20 protein-coding genes are annotated in these 17,492 nt (G+C 62.2%); 10 read left to right on the forward strand and 10 right to left on the reverse strand.

Going from position 1 to position 17,492, the window contains the following annotated elements; all coding sequences use genetic code 11:
* The first annotated feature begins 152 nt into the window (after nucleotides 1–152).
* Both HB675_RS21170 and HB675_RS21175 read left to right on the forward strand, forming a co-directional pair.
* Complete coding sequence (locus tag HB675_RS21170; RefSeq protein ID WP_213881091.1) at nucleotides 153–443, forward strand: YkgJ family cysteine cluster protein; 291 nt, start codon at nucleotides 153–155, stop codon at nucleotides 441–443.
* An 80-nt stretch (nucleotides 444–523) separates the two neighbouring features.
* The gene (locus HB675_RS21175; protein WP_213881092.1) at nucleotides 524–829 is read left to right on the forward strand and encodes a DUF6482 family protein; all 306 of its coding nucleotides are present in this window, start codon (nucleotides 524–526) and stop codon (nucleotides 827–829) included.
* Nucleotides 830–833: 4 nt separating this feature from the next.
* On the opposite strand, the gene HB675_RS21180 is transcribed toward HB675_RS21175, so the two are convergent.
* The gene (locus tag HB675_RS21180) at nucleotides 834–1,394 is read right to left on the reverse strand and encodes a DedA family protein (protein WP_213881093.1); all 561 of its coding nucleotides are present in this window, start codon (nucleotides 1,392–1,394) and stop codon (nucleotides 834–836) included.
* A 179-nt stretch (nucleotides 1,395–1,573) separates the two neighbouring features.
* Here HB675_RS21180 and HB675_RS21185 point away from each other — a divergent pair, with 179 nt between their 5' ends.
* Nucleotides 1,574–3,508 carry a DNA topoisomerase III gene (locus tag HB675_RS21185; RefSeq protein ID WP_213881094.1) on the forward strand — a complete coding sequence of 645 codons (1,935 nt, stop codon included), beginning with the start codon at nucleotides 1,574–1,576 and terminating at the stop codon, nucleotides 3,506–3,508.
* A gap of 10 nt (nucleotides 3,509–3,518) precedes the next feature.
* Here HB675_RS21185 and HB675_RS21190 read toward each other — a convergent pair whose 3' ends face one another.
* The 5 genes from HB675_RS21190 to HB675_RS21210 all read right to left on the reverse strand — a co-directional run bounded on the left by HB675_RS21190 (nucleotide 3,519) and on the right by HB675_RS21210 (nucleotide 7,688).
* Complete coding sequence (locus HB675_RS21190) at nucleotides 3,519–4,121, reverse strand: PqiC family protein (RefSeq protein ID WP_213881095.1); 603 nt, start codon at nucleotides 4,119–4,121, stop codon at nucleotides 3,519–3,521.
* Between the two features lie 3 nt (nucleotides 4,122–4,124).
* Nucleotides 4,125–5,789: an MlaD family protein gene (locus HB675_RS21195; protein ID WP_213881096.1), complete on the reverse strand. Its 1,665-nt coding sequence runs from the start codon at nucleotides 5,787–5,789 to the stop codon at nucleotides 4,125–4,127.
* Nucleotides 5,782–6,396, reverse strand: a complete 615-nt coding sequence (locus HB675_RS21200) for a paraquat-inducible protein A (RefSeq protein ID WP_213881097.1) — start codon at nucleotides 6,394–6,396, stop codon at nucleotides 5,782–5,784. The genes HB675_RS21195 and HB675_RS21200 overlap by 8 nt, the downstream gene beginning before the upstream one ends.
* Nucleotides 6,393–7,001, reverse strand: a complete 609-nt coding sequence (locus HB675_RS21205; protein ID WP_213881098.1) for a paraquat-inducible protein A — start codon at nucleotides 6,999–7,001, stop codon at nucleotides 6,393–6,395. Before HB675_RS21205 ends, HB675_RS21200 begins: the two co-directional genes overlap by 4 nt.
* Nucleotides 7,002–7,268: 267 nt before the next feature.
* The gene (locus HB675_RS21210; RefSeq protein ID WP_213881099.1) at nucleotides 7,269–7,688 is read right to left on the reverse strand and encodes a response regulator; all 420 of its coding nucleotides are present in this window, start codon (nucleotides 7,686–7,688) and stop codon (nucleotides 7,269–7,271) included.
* 275 nt (nucleotides 7,689–7,963) lie between these two features.
* On the opposite strand from HB675_RS21210, the gene HB675_RS21215 reads away from it, so the two are divergent.
* From HB675_RS21215 to HB675_RS21240, 6 genes are all read left to right on the forward strand, one after another.
* On the forward strand, nucleotides 7,964–8,743 hold the full coding sequence (locus HB675_RS21215; protein WP_213881100.1) for a YkgJ family cysteine cluster protein: 780 nt from the start codon (nucleotides 7,964–7,966) through the stop codon (nucleotides 8,741–8,743).
* A gap of 366 nt (nucleotides 8,744–9,109) precedes the next feature.
* On the forward strand, nucleotides 9,110–9,967 hold the full coding sequence (locus HB675_RS21220) for a transporter substrate-binding domain-containing protein (protein WP_218626624.1): 858 nt from the start codon (nucleotides 9,110–9,112) through the stop codon (nucleotides 9,965–9,967).
* Nucleotides 9,968–10,033: 66 nt separating this feature from the next.
* The gene (locus HB675_RS21225) at nucleotides 10,034–10,750 is read left to right on the forward strand and encodes an ABC transporter permease subunit (RefSeq protein WP_213881101.1); all 717 of its coding nucleotides are present in this window, start codon (nucleotides 10,034–10,036) and stop codon (nucleotides 10,748–10,750) included.
* A gap of 9 nt (nucleotides 10,751–10,759) precedes the next feature.
* A complete protein-coding gene (locus HB675_RS21230) occupies nucleotides 10,760–11,497 on the forward strand; it encodes an ABC transporter permease (protein WP_213881102.1) in 738 nt (245 codons plus the stop codon).
* A 27-nt stretch (nucleotides 11,498–11,524) separates the two neighbouring features.
* Entirely contained in the window at nucleotides 11,525–12,316 is a 792-nt protein-coding gene (locus HB675_RS21235; RefSeq protein ID WP_213881103.1) for an ATP-binding cassette domain-containing protein, read from the forward strand.
* A gap of 94 nt (nucleotides 12,317–12,410) precedes the next feature.
* Nucleotides 12,411–12,941, forward strand: coding sequence for a DUF1523 family protein (locus tag HB675_RS21240; protein WP_213881104.1), 531 nt, complete (start codon nucleotides 12,411–12,413; stop codon nucleotides 12,939–12,941).
* Between the two features lie 77 nt (nucleotides 12,942–13,018).
* Here HB675_RS21240 and HB675_RS21245 read toward each other — a convergent pair whose 3' ends face one another.
* The 4 genes from HB675_RS21245 to HB675_RS21260 form a co-directional block, all read right to left on the reverse strand.
* Nucleotides 13,019–13,594, reverse strand: coding sequence for a TerD family protein (locus tag HB675_RS21245; protein ID WP_213881105.1), 576 nt, complete (start codon nucleotides 13,592–13,594; stop codon nucleotides 13,019–13,021).
* Between the two features lie 26 nt (nucleotides 13,595–13,620).
* Nucleotides 13,621–14,667 (reverse strand): TerC/Alx family metal homeostasis membrane protein, encoded by a 1,047-nt coding sequence (locus HB675_RS21250; RefSeq protein WP_213881106.1) that lies wholly within the window; start codon nucleotides 14,665–14,667, stop codon nucleotides 13,621–13,623.
* 18 nt (nucleotides 14,668–14,685) lie between these two features.
* Nucleotides 14,686–15,285 (reverse strand): TerD family protein, encoded by a 600-nt coding sequence (locus HB675_RS21255; protein ID WP_213881107.1) that lies wholly within the window; start codon nucleotides 15,283–15,285, stop codon nucleotides 14,686–14,688.
* A 316-nt stretch (nucleotides 15,286–15,601) separates the two neighbouring features.
* A complete protein-coding gene (locus tag HB675_RS21260; protein WP_213881108.1) occupies nucleotides 15,602–16,462 on the reverse strand; it encodes an aldo/keto reductase family oxidoreductase in 861 nt (286 codons plus the stop codon).
* A 99-nt stretch (nucleotides 16,463–16,561) separates the two neighbouring features.
* On the opposite strand from HB675_RS21260, the gene HB675_RS21265 reads away from it, so the two are divergent.
* On the forward strand, nucleotides 16,562–17,473 hold the full coding sequence (locus tag HB675_RS21265) for a LysR family transcriptional regulator (protein WP_213881109.1): 912 nt from the start codon (nucleotides 16,562–16,564) through the stop codon (nucleotides 17,471–17,473).
* Nucleotides 17,474–17,492 lie beyond the last annotated feature (19 nt).

Here is a 17,492-nt window from a genome sequence, read left to right on the forward strand (position 1 = left end):
ACTGTCGCCTTACTCCTCGCTTTATGCCGAGTGGCCCGGGGCGCACCCGGACTGATCGTCGCCAAACCACGGTGACCGCCACTTAGCCCTTGTAAACGGCCACCAGCCCGGTACCCTCGGCAACCTCCTTCGCGCTCGCCCGGGAACCGCCCTTGATTGTGCTTCATGCTCTACCCGACATCGACCCGACCGTCAGCTGCAGTGCCTGCGCGGCCAAATGTTGCCGCCTGGAAGTAATGCTCATCACCGACACGGGGGTGCCGGAACGCTTCATCGACGTCGATGAATGGGGCAGCGAGACCATGGCCAGGCTGGACGACGGCTGGTGCGCGGCGCTGGACCGGCGCAGCATGAATTGCAGCATCTACGCCAATCGACCGCTGATCTGCCGGGAATTTGCCATGGGCAGCGCAGAGTGCGCCGAAGAACGCAACGCTGTCTGACGGAACTCGCCCCTCGCTGCTGGCTCGAAACCTTGTGCCAGGTGCGTATCGCTGCCCGGCCGATTCGAGGTAGCACCGTCATGAAACTGGATGAACTCAGCAAACAGGTTGCCAGCGGTCAGGTCACCGAACTCGACCTGGTGTCCGTGGAAGGCGGTTCCTACGTCTTGCACGCCATTACCGAGGGCCGCTCCCACCCCGTACTCGACGCCCATGCCGAGCCGCTGCACCTGGCCTCGGTGGAGCAGGCGCGCAAGCTTTTGATCGACGTGCCGGAACTGCCGTTCTTTCTGATCCAGCCTGCGGTCTACGATGAAATGGTCGGCCATGCGCCGAGCGAAAACACTGCGACCCGCGAGCCGCTGCAATTGCGTTCCAGCCTCTGATCACTCACCCGCGAGGACGCAACAGGCGGCGCATGACCAAGGTCAGCGAGACCACCCACACCACCGCGATCAGCAGCCACACTTCCAGCGACTTGTGGCCAGCAACGAAGCGGTGCAGCAGTTCGCCGACAAAATAGCCGAAGCCCACCATCACCGAGCCCCAGAGCAGCCCGCCGCAAATATTGAGCAGGATGAAGCGCTTGGGCGGGATCCCACTGGTGCCGAGGATCAGCGGGCCGATGATGCGAAAGCCATAAGCGAACCGCACCCCCACCACCCACAGCGATTCGTGGCGGTGGACCAGCTCGCGCATGCGCTCGATCTTGGCTTGGTGCCGGCGAAACCTGGACAGGATCGAGTCACCGTAGCGTCGCCCCAGAAAATACAAGGTCTGGTCAGCCGTCATCCCGCCCAGCGCCGCCATCAATGCCGTGGCGAAAAACTCCAGGTAGCCGTGGCGTGCGGCAATGCCGCCCATGATGGCAATGCCGTCGCCTTCGATCACGCTGCCCACCAAAACGGCAAAGTAACCGTAATGCGCGATCAGATCGCTTTCACCTGCCATGCCTGCCTTCCTCACCTGAAACCGCGCGCGGAACTGCGCGCCGGGCTTTTACCAGACCGCTGCGGGTCGTCGATAGTTCGCGAATATGTTACCAGACTGTATGGACATACAGATATCGCTTGCAGCCCGGCAGCAGCTTGCGCATCCTGTACGCCCATCCAGTCTCCGGATTTTGCGCCATGCGCCTCTACCTGTGTGAAAAGCCGTCCCAGGCCAAGGACATCGCCAAGGTCCTGGGCGCGACACGCCGTGGCGATGGGTGCTGGATCGGCCCGCAGGTCACGGTCACCTGGTGCATCGGCCACTTGCTGGAGACGGCTCCGCCAGATGCCTACGATGCTCGCTACAAGCGCTGGGCGCTGGCGGATCTGCCCATTGTCCCGGAACAGTGGAAGATGCTGGTCAAACCGCGTACCGCCAGCCAGTTCAAGGCTGTCAAGCGTCTGCTGGGCGAAGCCGGCGACCTGGTCATCGCCACCGATGCCGACCGGGAAGGGGAAATGATCGCCCGCGAACTGCTCGACCATTGCCGCTACCAGGGGCCGATACAGCGCCTGTGGCTCTCGGCGCTGGACGATGCCTCCATTCGCAAGGCACTGGCGGACCTGCGCCCCGGCCATGCCACCTTCAACTTGTATCATTCGGCGCTGGGGCGCTCGCGCGCCGACTGGCTGATCGGCATGAACATGAGTCGGCTCTTCACCTTGCTGGGGCGTCAGTCCGGGTATCAAGGGGTGTTGCCGGTCGGCCGGGTGCAGACGCCGACCCTGCGCCTGGTCGTCGACCGTGATCGCAGCATCGCCACCTTCGTTCCGGTCCCCTTCTGGCCGATCGAGGTCCAGCTGCAGTGCCATCTTCAGGTATTCACCGCCCAATGGCGGCCGCCAGCCGATGCCTCCGATGATCAGGGCCGCTGCCTCGATCAGGCGCTGGCTCGGGAGGCTGCCCAGGCCATGGAGCGCGCGGGCGATGCGCGAGTCGTCAAGGTTCAGATCGAGCGGCAGAAAGACCTGGCACCGCTACCGTTCGATCTCGGCACACTCCAGGAGGTCTGTTCGAAAAAGCTCGGGCTGGGCGCCCAGGAAACCCTGGACATCGCCCAGTCGCTCTATGAAACCTGCAAATTGATCACCTACCCGCGCAGCGACTGTGGCTACCTGCCCCTGAGCCAGCATGGCGAAGCCCGCAGCATTCTTGCCGCGCTGGGGACAGCCGACGACAGCCTCGCCGAGGTGTTGCGTCACACTGATCCGCTGCGCCGCTCCCGGGCCTGGAACGATGCCAAGGTCAGTGCCCACCACGGCATCATTCCCACCGCAGCGGCCAAGGGCATCGAGCGCCTCAGCGCAAAACAGCGCGCGGTCTACAGCCTGATACGCGCGCGCTACCTGGCGCAGTTTCTGCCCCATCACGAGTACGACCGCACCCAGGCCGACTTCGACTGTGCGGGGCACGCGCTGCGCACCGTGGGCAAAGTGGTGATCGAGCCGGGCTGGAAGCGCGCGTTGCCAGAAGCCCTGGCGCCAACCAGGGGCCGCGAGGCCCCGCCGGCTCAGGTGCTTCCTGCGCTGAGCGAAGCGCAGCGGCTGAAGGTGCTGGCGGTCACGGTCAAGGATCAATGGACCCAGCCGCCCAAGCCCTACACCGAGGGCGATTTGATCAAGGCCATGAAAAACGTCGCCAAGCTGGTGGAAGACCCGCTGCTCAAACAGAAGCTCAAGGACACCACCGGCATCGGCACCGAAGCTACCCGGGCGGGGATCATCCAGGGACTTATCGATCGCGGTTACCTGAGCAAGCAAGGCAAGGCGCTGGCGGCGACATCGGCGGCGTTCAGCCTGATCGATGCGGTGCCTCGGGCCATCGCCGACCCGGGTACCACCGCGATCTGGGAGCAGGCACTGGACATGGTGCAGAGTGGGGAAATGACCCTGGACGCATTCGTGCAGCGTCAGTCGGCGTGGATGAGCAAACAGGTGGTGCGCTGCCTGGGGATGAGCCTGACCATCAGCGCCCCCCCGGGCAAAGCACAAACCCCCTGGAAGAACAAGCGCAAGCCAGCGGCCAAGCGCACGGCGAACAAGGCGCCGCGCAAAGCGCGTCAGACTGCGTAAGGCGCATGCCTCAAGGGCATTGCGCACCCTCCCCTGCGGCAAATCGTTTGGCGGTCCCGGCCATGGCGGTGGCCAGCTGGGCGATCACCTGCTGATGAGCCTGGACCAGGTCGGTGAGGGCCGTGCCAGCAGGCTGGCGGAACACGCTTGAACAGGTCAGCGTGCGCCGGGGCTGCCCGTCGCCCCGCAAGCTCAGGCTCCATACGGCATCGACCAGCGCGTAACTGCCCAACAAGGAATCGAAACGGCGTACATCGGTCTGCAAGGACACAATGGGCCGCCCCGGCACCTTGGGCATGCCGGCAAGATCGCGAGTGCCCAGGCGTGCTTCGACCTGGCTGGTCAGGGCATCGTGGAACTCGTCGGCCAGGGGTGCACTCCAGCGGTCATTCTCCAGAATCGACAACGTACCGCCGGTCTGGCGCACCACCAGCTGTGGCTGGTCCACCTGAACCGGCATGCGCACGGTCAACATTTCGAACTGGAAGGTCGGGGCCGCCGTGGCTGCCGGGGCCGCCGTGGCCGTCGGCGTCAGGGTGTAATAGTGGGTCACCACCTGACTGCAGGCGCCGAGGCTGGCGGCCGCGAGCAGTATCGACAAGGTCTTTTTCATGGATCAGTCCTGACCCGGATCACGGGAAGTGTTGTTGGTCGAGCGGTAGGCGTCCGGCTGGTTGTCCTTGAGACGACCGCGGATCAACGCTTCGGGATGGCGACCCAGGAAGTCCGTGAGGGTCCGCACCGAGCGCGCGGTACGCTGCACTTCATCCATGGCCTGGCTCAGTTCCTGACGCTGAGGCGAGTCTTCGGCAAATGTGCTGTTGGCACTGGCCAGGGTCTTGCGGGTCTGCTCCAGGGTATCGCGCATTTGCGGCAACACATCGCCATTGACCTGCTTGAGGGTCTTCTGCAGCTCGGTCAGGTTGCCATTGAGGTTCGCCGCAATCTGGTCGATCGGCAGCTTGCTGACCTTGTCGACGAAGCTCTGCAGTTGCTCCTGCAACTTGTCCAGACTGCCCGGCACCGTGGGCACTTCCAACGGACGCGCGGTGAGGTCGAATTTCACCGGTTTGGCGTCTGGCACGAAGCTCATGGAGATATACAGCTGGCCGGTCAGGATGTTGGCGCTGCGGGCCTGCGCGCGCAAGCCATGCGCCACGAACTGGCCCAGCAAAACGGCAGACTTGGCGTCGTCATCGTCGGCGATCTCCTGCAACAGTTTCTCATGCACCTTGCCCAGGCGGCTGGGGTAGATGACAGCACCGATCATGGTCGGGAAGGTCTGGTTCCTTTCGTCGTAGTCCAGGTCCACCGACACCACCCGGCCGATATTCACCCCCAGGAATTCCACTGGCGCATTGACGGCCAGGCCCCGCAGGGCCTGATCGAAGCGCATCTTGATATAACGCGGTGCGCCGTCCGGTGGCGCCAGCGCGGCCTCCTGATCGCCGAACAGAGTGAACTGCGCGCCAGGGTCGGCCTGGACGGGTTTCGGGCTGTACTTGGGCTCGATGAAGGCGATCCCGCCCGACACAATGGACGACACCGATTCGGTGTTCACCTTCAGGCCATTGGCGCCGAGGCTGATGTCCACGCCGCTGGCGTTCCAGAAACGCGTGTCTGTGGTCACGTATTGGTCGTTGGGCGCATTGACGAAAATATCGACGTCGACGCTTTTGCCGTCCTTGGCCAGTGCGTAAGACACCACCTGCCCCACCGGGATTCGCCGGTAATAGACCGCCGAGCCGATGTCCAGTGAACCGAGGTCATCGGTGTGCAGGGTGAACCGCCTGCCCTGCTGGCCATAGGTGACCGGCGGTGGCGTTTCCAGGCCGACGAAATCCTTCTCGGTGTTCGAGTCTGAACCGGCATCGGCGCCGATGAAGGCACCAGACAGCAGGGTATCGACCCCGGAGATACCGCCGGCGCCAATACGCGGACGCACCACCCAGAACCGCGAGTCCTTGGCCGTGAAGGACTTGGCGGTCTGGTTGAGCTGCAAAGTCACCTCGACATGACTGCGGTCATCGCTCAGGGATATGGCCGTGACGATGCCGATGACCACGTTCTTGTACTTGACCTGGGTCTTGTTGGCCTCCAGGCCCTCGGCGGTCTGGAAACTCACCTGGATGGTCGGACCGGCCGACAGCGCGTTATGCACCACCATCGACAGCCCGATCAGCGCGGCCACGATCGGCACGATCCACACCAGCGACACGTTGAATCGCCGGCGGCGTATTTCCGGGTTACTCGGCACCGGGGTGGAACCTGAATCAGTCATCTGTTACCTCTGCATCCCAGATAAGCCTAGGGTCGAAACTCATCGCCGCCAGCATTGTAAACACCACCACCATTCCGAAGAACAGAATCCCCAGCCGTGGGTCGATGCTACTCAACGAGCGAAATTGCACCAGCGCGGCCACCAGGGCCACCACCAGCACATCGAGCATCGACCAATAGCCGATCACTTCGATCAGCCGAAAAAGTTTGCTGCGCTCGCGCATGGCCCACTGGCTGCGGCGCTGGCAACTGATCAACAAGGTGCCCAGCACCAGAAACTTGATGCAGGGCACGGCGACGCTGGCAATGAAGATCAGCAGCGCCAGGTCCCAGGAGCCGCTGTGCCAGAACTCGATGACACCGCTCATGATGGTGTTTTCACTGGCACTGCCAAAAATGCTTGTGTACATCACCGGCAAAAGGTTGGCGGGGACATAACAGATCAACGCAGCGATCAGAAATGCCCACGTGCGGGACAGGCTGTCCGGTTTGCGCCGGTGCAGGGTCGATTCACAGCGTGGGCATGCCTGGGACTCGGCCTGGCAGGCCAGGCTGCAGGTGTGGCAGAGCGTCAGGTCGAGGTCGCGGGCAAAGGGCGGGAGGCTCATGGGATGCGGTCCTCCAGGTCATCCCACAGGCGCCGTACCTGTTTGCCGGAAATCAGCAAAATCAGTACCGTGAGCATGGCCAGCGCCCACAAGCCCACGCCGGGGTGCACGTCGAGCATGCCGGAAAGCTTGACGATGGCAACCAGTATGCCCAGCAGACACACTTCCAGCATGCTCCAGGGCCGCAGGTGTTCGAGGGCACGCATGCACCGTCGAAAGCCGGGCGCCGCATGACCGCCCAAGGCAAAGCTCAGGACCCAGCACAACAGAATGATCTGCAGCATCGGCGCCAGAATGATTGCCAGGCCCGCCACCGCCGCGATCAGGGTGATGCGCCCTTGCGCCAGCGCCTCCACTGACTCCCACAGCGTGGCGCCGTTGCTCATGCCCTGCAGGCTGATGGTGATCACCGGAAAGACATTGGCGAAGACGAACAGGATCGCCGCGGAAATGGCCAGCGCCAGTTGCTGCTGGATGCTCAAGCGGCCGCCATGTTCGAGAATCGCGCCACAGCGGGCGCACCGGGACGCCTCGCCGCGCACCAGCGGCACAGGGGCATACACCGAATCACAGTGCTCGCAGATAATCCAGTCAGGACCGCTCATGACCGCTCTCCTGACATGCGTCGTTCCTGGCAAGTTTGTCGAATAGGCGCAAGTAAGGCGTCACCAGCACGATGGATAACAAGAAGACACAGTATTTTTCGAACTGAGCCCACCGACACAAGCGCGTGAGGTGGGCATGGGCTGCGCATAGAGACGGCAAGAGTACCGCTCATCCAGAATGATTGCGACCACTTGGTTGATACAATTGCCGCGTTTCGCGAACGGCTTCTCGTGCAGGAATTTTCCTGCACATCAAAGACTTCTGACCTACAGGTTATGCAAAGTCGGTGCGTCCAGGCCCAAGGCTTTTTCGACCCCGTCGATCATCTGGCCGATGGTCCAGGGTTTACGGATAAAAGTGACCACGTGCTTGACCCCGGAACTTTCCGGCGTTTCGTGGCCAGACATCACCAGAATAGGAATCTGCGGCCACTGGTCACCCGAACGATTGGACAATTCGGCACCGTCAATGCTGCCCGGCATCCGGATATCGGTCAGCAGCAACCCCACCTGGTCGGCCTGGGCCTCGAGAAACGCCATGGCCTGGTCGGCATTTTCCATAGGGTGGGTGGTAAAGCCCTCCCCTTGCAGAATTTCGCAGACGAAGTCACGGATGATCGGTTCGTCTTCAACCACCAGTATCAAGCCACCTGTGTGCTGGGGTCGTTCCATCGAAGTCAGGGTCATGTTCATCATTTCCATCGTCTGCCTCCCCGACTGCGCCGAGGTTCGTCATTGTCACCATGCTGTGAGCGAAACAAACGCCGGAAATTCAATTTAAAAAGCGCTAAATCAATCACGTATCGACTGACCGGTAGCAGGCGGGCTGCATGGCGGGCCGGTCATCGCCAAATTGTATAAACACGCTTACAAAAAAGCGCGAAATGGCATGGAAGCTGCTCCAGTGTCGGAAAGGCTTTCAAACGTCAGTTAATTGCCACGCCTCAACCAGGAACTGCTCGATGACGACACGTTTTTCATGCACCGGTTGCGGTAAATGCTGCACCGATCACCATGTTCCACTGACTCTGCCCGAAGCGCGCCGCTGGGCGCTGGGTGGTGGCCAGGTCATTGTGTTGGTGGAAGCTTTCCTGCGTGATGGCGAAGGCCCGAGCAGCCTGCGCCTGCCTGCCGATCAGCAGGAGCATGCCCGGCGCCGTTCGTTGCCGGTGCTATGCGGACAAGCACCGGCGTTTGTGTCCATCACCTTTGCCGCCTTCAATCAAGGCCGCTGCCGCAACCTGATGGCCGACAACCGCTGCGCCATCTACGAGGAGCGGCCGCTGGTCTGTCGCATCTACCCGATGGAAATCAATCCGCACATCCCGCTGCGCCCCGAGGCCAAGGAGTGCCCCACTGAAGCCTGGGATACCGGCTTGCCGCTGATCCATGGCGGTCGCCTGGTGGACACTGAACTGGCCAGTCTGATCGAAGCGTCACGTCAGGCCGACCGTGACCAGATTGCCGCCAAGGGGCTGATCTGCTCGGCACTGGGCATCCGTACCGCTGCTCTCAAGGGGGATGGCTTTACCACTTACCTGCCGCGCATGGACGCCTTCCTCTTCGCCATGGACCAGGTCGAGCGCAAAGGCTCGGTGCTGAACGAGGAAGCCGCCAGGGACTGGTCGCTGCACATCCCCGACCCTGAACTGGCGCAACGCCTGGCGCAGACCGGGGCTATGCTCGAAGCATTGCTGAGCAACGATTGCGTGTTCATCTCGTTGCGCCGCGCGGCGGCTTGAGTCGGGCACGTTGCCGCCTGCTTCGTGACCGGGGTCGGCTCTGCCGGTTGCGTGACACTTTGGGGTTTCCCACAGCGGTGAACTTCGCTGTCGAGTTCACCCCTGCGCGAGCAACAACTTTTTGCCCGCCCATGGTTCAAAGGGTAACGCCAGCTCCCCGGTTTGGTGCATCGGTAACTGTTCGATGACCACGTCGCGCCCACTATCTTCTGAAAAACACCTTGTTTTTCATTGGCTTGAAACACCAAACGGAAAGCTGGCGTCCAAATTGCTTTCAGTATGTACACGCCTGTATGTACAAGCATAGGGGAGTGCTTTTTCCGGCACCTTCACAGACGAATTCATAGACCAGCAGGAACGACAACGATGTCCAGAAAAATCGCTTGGTGGGGCTCGGCAGTATTTGGTTTGGCGGTAGTGGCGGGCTTGCCGCTGGCGCAGGCCAAGGAGTGGACGTCGGTGAATATCGCGACCGAAGGCTCTTACGAGCCGTGGAACCTGACCTTGCCCGGGGGCAAGATCAGTGGCTTCGAGCCCGAGCTGATGGACGTGCTGTGCGAGCGCATGAAGCTCAAGTGCAACGTCGCTGTGCAGAATTGGGATGGCATGATCGCCAGTCTCAATGCCGGCAAGTTCGATGTGTTGATGGACGCCATCGTCATCACCGACGAACGCAAGCAGGTCATGGATTTCTCGGTGCCCTATGCCCGCACTCCCGCCAGTTTCGTGGCCCTGAAGGCTGACCTGCTGCCCGGCAAGTCCGGGCCGGCCGGTGCTCTGAGCCTGGATCTGGATGCCACCCATACCAAGGCATCGATTGCCAACCTTCACAAGGCGCTGGACGGCAAGACCATCGGCATTGCCTCGGGCACCGTCTACACCGCGTTCATCGACGAGCAATTCAAGGACGTCGCCACCGTGCGCGAATACAACTCCTCGGCCGAGGCCGTGCTCGACCTGCAAGCCGGGCGCATCGACGTGGTGTTCGATGACGTGACCTTTCTCGATTCGCTGATGGCCAAACCCGAGAACAAGGACCTCGCCTACACCGGCCCGCAGATCAAGGGCCCGATCTTCGGTGAAGGCGAAGCCCTGGGCTTTCGCAAGCAGGACACCGACCTCAAAGCCCGCTTTGATGCCGAATTGCAGAAAGCCATGGCTGACGGCACCGTCAAGAAACTCAGCGAAAAATGGTTCAAGGTGGACCTGACGCCAGGCGCCTGACCGCCCGTGCCCCTTGGCGGCCGGGTTGATCCTGGCCGCTTCCTTCGCAGAGGCAATAGGTGAACCATGAATATTCTGCAACTGCTCAGTTTCGGTGACACTGGCTGGGGCATGGCACTGCTCAAGGCCACCGGCATGACCCTGGTGCTGACTCTGGCCGCACTCTGCGTCGGCGCCGTGTTCGGTAGCCTGGTGGCCACGGCCAAACTGTCCCGGCGGCGCCTGCTGCGGGTGCTCGGAGACCTCTATTCGATTCTGTTTCGGGGCATCCCGGAATTGCTGATCATCTATCTCTTCTATTTCGGCGGGGCCAGCGTGGTCTCCGCCGTCGGTCACTGGTTTGGCGCCGAAGGCTATATTGACGTGCCGCCGTTTCTGGTGGGCGCCATCGCCGTCGGCCTGATCAGTGGCTCCTATCAAGCCGAAGTGTTTCGCGGCGCCTTTCTCGCGGTCAACAAGGGCGAATTGGAGGCCGCGCTGGCGATCGGCATGCCCAAGGCGCTGCGGGTACGCCGGGTGCTGATCCCGCAGATCCTGCGCTACGCCTTGCCGGGGCTGGGCAACGTCATGCAAATGAGCCTCAAGGACTCGGCACTGATCTCTGTGATCGGCCTGGTGGAGTTGATGCGTGCCAGCCAGGTGGCGGCCGGGTCGACCCGTCAGTACTTCACCTTCTATATCGTTGGCGGGGCCCTGTATCTGGTGCTGACCGGGCTCTCCGGACGCCTGTTCAACCTGGCCGAGGCGCGGGTTCAACGCACCCAACGCCGCGCGCAGCCTTAGGAGCCTTCGATGATCGATTTCCCCTTTTTGGCCGACACGCTCCTCAAGCTGCTGGGCGCCTTGCCCACCACGCTGGAGCTGTTTTTCGGCTCCCTGGCACTGGGTCTGCTGCTGTCGCTGGGGATCGTCGCCATGCGCGTGAGCCGCTGGCGGTGGCCCAGCTACCCGGCGCGCTTCTACATCATGCTGTTTCGCGGCACGCCGCTGCTGGTGCAAATGTTCCTGATTTATTACGGCCTGGGCCAGTTCCCCGTGGTCCGCGAGAGTTTCGCCTGGGTGGTGCTGCGCTCGCCCTTCGGCTGCGCGGTGATATCCCTGGCCCTGTGCACCGCCGGCTACACCGCCGAAATCATCCGTGGCGGCCTGCAGAGCGTGCCCCACGGGCAGATCGAAGCGGGGCTGGCAATCGGCATGTCGCGTTGGGAGTTGCTTCGCAGGATCATCGCCCCCGTGACCTTGCGCCAGGCCCTGCCCGCTTATTCCACCGAGGCCATCCTGCTGGTCAAGTCCACGGCCCTGGCCAGCCTGGTCACGGTCTGGGACGTGACCGGGGTGGCGCAGCAGATCATTCAGCGCACCTACCGGACCATGGAGGTGTTCCTCTGCGCCGCCCTGATCTACCTGGTGCTGAATTTTCTCATCGTGCGCGCCGTCGCCTGGCTGGAGCACCGTCTGACGCCCCATCTGCGGACCCGCCCGAACAGCCCGGCCGCGCAACCCAAAGCGCCAGAGCCGAGCGCTTCCTGACAACCGCTTACCGATTTTGGAGTTTTCATGAACAGTGCATCGGCCACCGCGTTGACCGTCAGCAACATCCAGAAGTCATTCGGCCAGACCCATGTGCTCAAAGGCATCTCCCTGGAAGCGCACAAAGGCGACGTCATTTCCATCCTTGGCGCCAGCGGTTCAGGCAAGAGTACCTTCCTGCGTTGCATCAATCTGCTGGAAACACCGGATGAAGGCAGCATCAGCCTGGATGGCGAAACCATCGAGATGAAACGCCACCGCGACGGTCGTCTGGTGGCCGGCAATGCTCGCCAGGTCGAGCGCATGCGCAGCCGCCTGGGCATGGTGTTCCAGAGCTTCAATCTGTGGTCGCACATGACCGTGTTGCAAAACGTCATCGAGGGCCCACTGCGGGTACTCAAACGCTCCCGCGCCGAATGCGTCGAAGAGGCCGAACAGTTGTTGCACAAGGTGGGCCTGTACGACCGACGCGACTATTACCCTGCCCATCTGTCCGGCGGCCAGCAACAGCGCGTGGCCATCGCCCGAGCGCTGGCAATGAACCCACAGGTGATGCTGTTCGACGAGCCGACCTCGGCGCTGGACCCGGAACTGGTGGGTGAAGTCCTGCGGGTGATGCGCTCGCTGGCCGAGGAAGGCCGGACCATGCTGGTGGTCACCCACGAAATGGGCTTCGCCCGTCATGTGTCCAACCGGGTGGTGTTCATGCAGCACGGGGTGATCGACGCCCAAGGCACCCCGGGGGAGCTGTTCGAGGGTCTGCCGACCGAGGGCTTTCGCAAGTTTGTCGGGGGCCATCAGCAGCGCAACGGCGAGTAACCGGCATAGGAAAAAGCTTGTAATAACCCTGTTGCAGCCAGTCCGCCGGCATTAGCGCATAGTTCGGACTTTTTGCAGTCAAGGGGGAAATGCAATGCGTTGGTTCAAACGGTCCATGGCCGGTCTGGTGCTGGTGACAGCCACCGCTACGGCGCTTGGGCTCCATTATGTGCTGCCCCGACACGAGGTGGTGTTGGTGACCGGCGTGGAGGTCAAGCGCATCGACAGTCAAGGCGTGATCAACGCCAAGAGCCCGGCGGATGGGCCGACTCGGGATGTCTATTTCATCAATACTCAACACCCGGACACCGGCAAAGTGGTGGTCTATCGCAACGAAGACACCGGCTGGCGCTTCCCCTGGTACCTCAAATTCGACGCCGCCGACCTGCAGGCCAAGGCCCAGGGCTATTCGCGAGACACCGAGCAACTGGCGCTGATTCGTCACTATGGCTGGCGTATTCAGATCCTGTCGATGTTTGCCAACATCACCCACATCGAAGCGGTCAGTAGCCGCGCCGAGCCGCTTCCCTGGTTCAATAGCCTGTTCGCCGCGGGCGTGCTGGGCGCGGTCGGGGCGGCCACCTTGGCCATCCGCCGACAGGGGCGCCGCAGGCGCGCCAAGTAGGGAGTTGCCCGTTACGTCATCCACAAAAAAAGCCCCTGCAGGTGGCAGGGGCTTTTTTGGCCTATGTTGAACGCCGATCAGAAATTCATGCCATAGGCGTTGGCGACGGACTTCAGGCCTCCGGCGTAGCCTTGGCCAATGGCGCGGAATTTCCACTCCCCGTTACTGCGGTACAACTCGGCAAAGATCATCGCGGTTTCCACCGAGGCATCTTCTGCCAGGTCGTAGCGCACCACCTCGGCGCTGGTCACCTCGTCGAGGACACGGATGTAGGCACCGCCGACCTGGCCGAAGCTGTGCTTGCGCGCTTCGGCGTCATGGATGGTCACCAGGAACAGCACTTTATCGACGTCGACAGGCACCGCCCCAAGGTCGACCTTCAGCACCTCGTCATCACCGTCACCGGCGCCGGTGCGGTTGTCGCCAGTGTGCTCGACCGAGCCGTCGGTGCTTTTCAGCTGGTTGTAGAAAATGAAGTCGGCATCGCTGCGCACCTTGCCATCAGTGCCCAGCAGCAGTGCGCTGGCATCCAGGTCGAACTCGGCGCCGTTGGTGGCCCGCGGGTTCCAGCCCAGGCCGATCAGCAATTGGTTGAGCGCAGGGTCGGTTTTGCTCAAGGAAAGATTACCGCCTTTTTGCAGAGACAATGTCATGTTGCAGCTCCTGATTGTGGGATGGGTTATTGCGTTTCGTTCAGAGGAGGGTCTTGCGGCGCAGGGGCTTTGCCAGGAAACACCAGGCTGGCAATCACGCCGATGACCAGAACGCCCATCACGACCAGCAGGCTGGCGTTGGCGGCGATCTTGTAGCCGTGGCCGAAGAGGTGGTCGGTGGCGCTCAGGCCGAGTTTGACGGCAATGAAGAACAGCAGCGCGATCACCGCTTTCTCCAGATGCACCAGGTAGCGTTTCAGCGCTTCGAGCACGAAGTAGAGGGTGCGCAGGCCAAGAATGGCGAACAGCATCGCCGAGTAGACAATCAATGGCTCGCGGCTCACCGCGATCACCGCCGGGACGGAGTCGAAGGCAAACAGCACGTCGGAGACCTCCGCCACCACCAGACACAGAAACAGCGGCGTGGCGAAGATCGTGCCCTTGGCCGCCAGGCTCATGCCGGCATGCTCGGGCTTGAGGATCTCGGCTTCGAGGGTCTTGCGGGTGACGAAAAACTGGTTGCCGTAAAGCTTGGGCCAGACCGGAAACAGGCGGGCGGCAAAGCGATAGGCCATGTGCGCCGAGTAGTCTTCTTCAGCCTCCTGATCGCCGCTGGCTCGGAGCATCATCACCGCCGTCCACGCCACGATCAGCGCGAACACCACCTCGACCCACGGCCCAAGGGCCAGCAGGCCGGTGCCGATCGCGACGAAGACGCCACGAAAGACAATGGCACCGAGGATCCCCCAATACAGCACGCGATGGCGCAAGCCGTCGGGCACCTTGAACCAGGCGAAGATGGCCATGAAGACAAAGAGGTTGTCGACACTCAGGACCTTTTCCAGGGCATAGCCGGTGATGAACAGGCTGGCGACCTCCGCGCCGTGCTCGACATGGAGGAACCCGGCAAAGGCCAGCGACAGTGCGATCCAGAACACCGACCAGAGCGCCGCCTTGCCTAGCGACACAGGCCGGTCGCCCCGGTGAGTAAGCATGTCCAGCAGCATCGCGCCAATGGCCATCCCGGCGAACACGGCCAGGGTCAGAGGCGGAAAACCGATTTGCGTATCCACGTGTGCGCCCCGGCCGGATCAGTGGGCGCTCGCCGGGGACAAGGCCTCGGCGGCGAGGTTGACCAGATCATCGGCCGTACGGCCGTGGGTGGTCTGGCCGATGGCGCGGAAGTCCCAGCCCGACGCACTGCGTGTCAGGCACGCCATGACAATGCCGGTGTGTGCGCCCTGTTCGGACAAGTTGAACCGTGCCAACTCTTGATGGCGTGCCGTGTCGATGACCCGGCAGTAGGCATTGCCGACTTTCTCGAAGGATTGCCCGGTAAAACTGTTCACGGTAAATGCCAGATACTGGATATTGGCAGGCAGTCGATCCAGTTCGACCACGATGGATTCGTCGTCACCTTCGCCGTCACCCGTGCGGTTGTCGCCAGAGTGTTGCACAGCGCCATCTCGGGACGTCAGTTGGCGAAACCAGACCAGGTCGAAAGGCTTGAACTGTTGATCGAACAGGATGCAGGAAGCATCCAGGTCAATGGCGCCGCCCTGTCCCATCAACTTGCCGAAAAAGCCGCTCTGGAGCGGGTCCCAGCCCACACCGAGGGTGATCTTGTGCAGCCTGGCGGCCGCGGTCTTGTCCAGAGAGATTGTCTGATTCTTGCTCAGCGAAAGCGCCATTTCACAGTTCCTCGATAGTCTCGCCATCACTGCAAGCCTGAAACGAAAGTGCCCCGTTAAAGGTAACTTTCTGATTCAATCAGACAGTGGCATTTATGCGGTTACAGTTTGAACACTCGCGACAGTTTGCAACATCAAGAGACACGTGACCGGGTGCACCGATAACAGTGCACACCGGTCTAATTCTCTTATCTGTTAGTCCACACAAGCGAGCGCCATTATGCATAAGGCGAGTGCTATTCAGGAGGATGTTTGGCAACTAAGGTATGACAAGAAGTGACATGGGCAGACGCAGGTCATGAATGCCCATGCAAGGTTACAACGTTTCCAACCGGGCCAGTACGTCGGCCGACAACACCAGTTGCGCCGCCGAGAGGTTCTCGTGCAGATGGGTGACCGACGACGTGCCCGGAATCAGCAACAGGTTCGGCGCCCGTTGCAGCAGCCATGCCAGCGCGACGCGCATCGGCGATGCGCCCAGCTGTGCGGCCACATCGCTCAAGGCCTGGGATTGCAGCGGGGTGAATCCCCCCAGCGGGAAGAACGGCACGTAGGCAACCCCCTGCTGCTCCAGCGTGTCGATCAGCGCTTCATCGTCCCGGTGGGTGAGGTTGTAGTGGTTCTGTACGCAAACCACCTTGGCGATCCCCTGCGCCTCCCGTATCTGAACGGCGCTGACGTTGCTCAGGCCCAAATGGCGGATCAGCCCCTGATCCTGCAGGTGGGCCAGCGCGGTAAAGGGGGCCTCGATAGACGCTTCATCCGGGGCGTGCAAGGTGCCCCAGGCACGGAAGTTGACCACCTCCAGCACATCGAGCCCAAGGTTGCGCAGGTTGTCATGAACCGCCTGGGTCAACTCGGCGGGGGATTGCGCCGGGTTCCACGACGCATCCGCACCGCGCACCGCGCCGACCTTGGTGACAATCACCAGCTCGTCCGCATATGGATGCAAGGCCTCGCGGATCAACTGGTTGGTGACATGGGGACCGTAGAAGTCCGAGGTGTCGATGTGATTGACCCCGGCGGCCAGCGCCGCACGCAGCACGGCAAGCGCGCTGGCGCGATCCTTGGGGGGCCCGAACACACCGGGGCCGGCCAGTTGCATGGCGCCAAAGCCCAGGCGGTTGACGCTACGGTCGCCCAGTTGAAAGGTGCCGGCTTGCAGGGCGTGGGTCATGGAAAATACCTCGTCGAATGGGTGTCGAACCACTATAAGCCTTGACCACTGCAAGGGTAATCCGTTGCAATCAGCACAGGCTGTACGGGGGAATGGACAATGGCAACCGACATTCAAGACTTGCTGGCCTTTGTCGCGGTGGTCCAGGGCGCCGGCTTTCGCGAAGGCGCGCGGGCCAGCGGAAAATCGGCATCGAGCCTCAGCGACGGCGTGCGCCGCCTCGAAGCGCGACTGGGAGTGCGCCTGCTCAACCGTACCACCCGCAGCGTGGTGCCTACCGAGGCCGGCGCGCAACTGATGGCGCGGATCGTGCCGGCCTTGGGCGAAGTGGCCGCGGCGCTGGACGTGGTCAATGACTTCCGCGATCGCCCCTCCGGGACATTGCGGCTCAACGTTCCGGTCAGCGCCGCGCGGCTGGTGTTGCCGGCGATCGTCACACCGTTTTTGCAGCTGTACCCGGACATCCGTCTGGAGGTGATGGTGGACGACAGTTTCGTCGACATGCTGGCGGCGGGTTGCGACGCCGGTATCCGCTATGACGAACGCCTGGAGCAGGACATGATCGCGGTGCCCATCGGGCCACGCTGGCAACGCTTCGCTGCGGCGGCCTCACCGGGCTACCTGGACCGCGCAGGGCGCCCGGAGCATCCACGCGAGCTGCTCAAGCATGCCTGCCTGCGAGGCAGGTTCAGCAGTGGTGCCCTGCCGGCGTGGGAATTCGAGCGCGACGGCGAAAGCCTGCGCATCGAGCCGAGCGGACCGCTGATCGTCAACATTGGCGGCGCCGTGGACCTGGCAGTGGATTCGGCAGTGGCCGGACTGGGCATTGTCAATCTGTTCGAGGACTGGTTGCGGCCGTACATCGACCGAGGGCAGCTGGAACCGGTGCTGGAGCCCTGGTGGCCGAGGTTTACCGGGCCGTTCCTGTATTACCCCGGGCGGCGCTATGTACCCTCGCCGTTGCGGGCGTTCGTGGCGTTCATCAAACTGCAGGACCGTGCGTGCTCGTGAAGATAGCACCGCATCGGTC

The sequence above is a fragment of the Pseudomonas sp. dw_358 genome (assembly GCF_018449655.1).
Lineage (GTDB): Bacteria > Pseudomonadota > Gammaproteobacteria > Pseudomonadales > Pseudomonadaceae > Aquipseudomonas.

Excerpts from the sequence above, each read along its gene's own strand:
- HB675_RS21175 (WP_213881092.1), top strand. The coding sequence starts at position 524 with ATGAAACTGGATGAACTCAGCAAACAGGTTGCCAGCGGTCAGGTCACC.
- HB675_RS21180 (WP_213881093.1), bottom strand. The coding sequence starts at position 1,394 with ATGGCAGGTGAAAGCGATCTGATCGCGCATTACGGTTACTTTGCCGTT.
- HB675_RS21185 (WP_213881094.1), top strand. The coding sequence starts at position 1,574 with ATGCGCCTCTACCTGTGTGAAAAGCCGTCCCAGGCCAAGGACATCGCC.
- HB675_RS21190 (WP_213881095.1), bottom strand. The coding sequence starts at position 4,121 with ATGAAAAAGACCTTGTCGATACTGCTCGCGGCCGCCAGCCTCGGCGCC.
- HB675_RS21195 (WP_213881096.1), bottom strand. The coding sequence starts at position 5,789 with ATGACTGATTCAGGTTCCACCCCGGTGCCGAGTAACCCGGAAATACGC.
- HB675_RS21200 (WP_213881097.1), bottom strand. The coding sequence starts at position 6,396 with ATGAGCCTCCCGCCCTTTGCCCGCGACCTCGACCTGACGCTCTGCCAC.
- HB675_RS21205 (WP_213881098.1), bottom strand. The coding sequence starts at position 7,001 with ATGAGCGGTCCTGACTGGATTATCTGCGAGCACTGTGATTCGGTGTAT.
- HB675_RS21210 (WP_213881099.1), bottom strand. The coding sequence starts at position 7,688 with ATGACCCTGACTTCGATGGAACGACCCCAGCACACAGGTGGCTTGATA.
- HB675_RS21215 (WP_213881100.1), top strand. The coding sequence starts at position 7,964 with ATGACGACACGTTTTTCATGCACCGGTTGCGGTAAATGCTGCACCGAT.
- HB675_RS21220 (WP_218626624.1), top strand. The coding sequence starts at position 9,110 with ATGTCCAGAAAAATCGCTTGGTGGGGCTCGGCAGTATTTGGTTTGGCG.
- HB675_RS21225 (WP_213881101.1), top strand. The coding sequence starts at position 10,034 with ATGAATATTCTGCAACTGCTCAGTTTCGGTGACACTGGCTGGGGCATG.
- HB675_RS21230 (WP_213881102.1), top strand. The coding sequence starts at position 10,760 with ATGATCGATTTCCCCTTTTTGGCCGACACGCTCCTCAAGCTGCTGGGC.
- HB675_RS21235 (WP_213881103.1), top strand. The coding sequence starts at position 11,525 with ATGAACAGTGCATCGGCCACCGCGTTGACCGTCAGCAACATCCAGAAG.
- HB675_RS21240 (WP_213881104.1), top strand. The coding sequence starts at position 12,411 with ATGCGTTGGTTCAAACGGTCCATGGCCGGTCTGGTGCTGGTGACAGCC.
- HB675_RS21245 (WP_213881105.1), bottom strand. The coding sequence starts at position 13,594 with ATGACATTGTCTCTGCAAAAAGGCGGTAATCTTTCCTTGAGCAAAACC.
- HB675_RS21255 (WP_213881107.1), bottom strand. The coding sequence starts at position 15,285 with ATGGCGCTTTCGCTGAGCAAGAATCAGACAATCTCTCTGGACAAGACC.
- HB675_RS21260 (WP_213881108.1), bottom strand. The coding sequence starts at position 16,462 with ATGACCCACGCCCTGCAAGCCGGCACCTTTCAACTGGGCGACCGTAGC.
- HB675_RS21265 (WP_213881109.1), top strand. The coding sequence starts at position 16,562 with ATGGCAACCGACATTCAAGACTTGCTGGCCTTTGTCGCGGTGGTCCAG.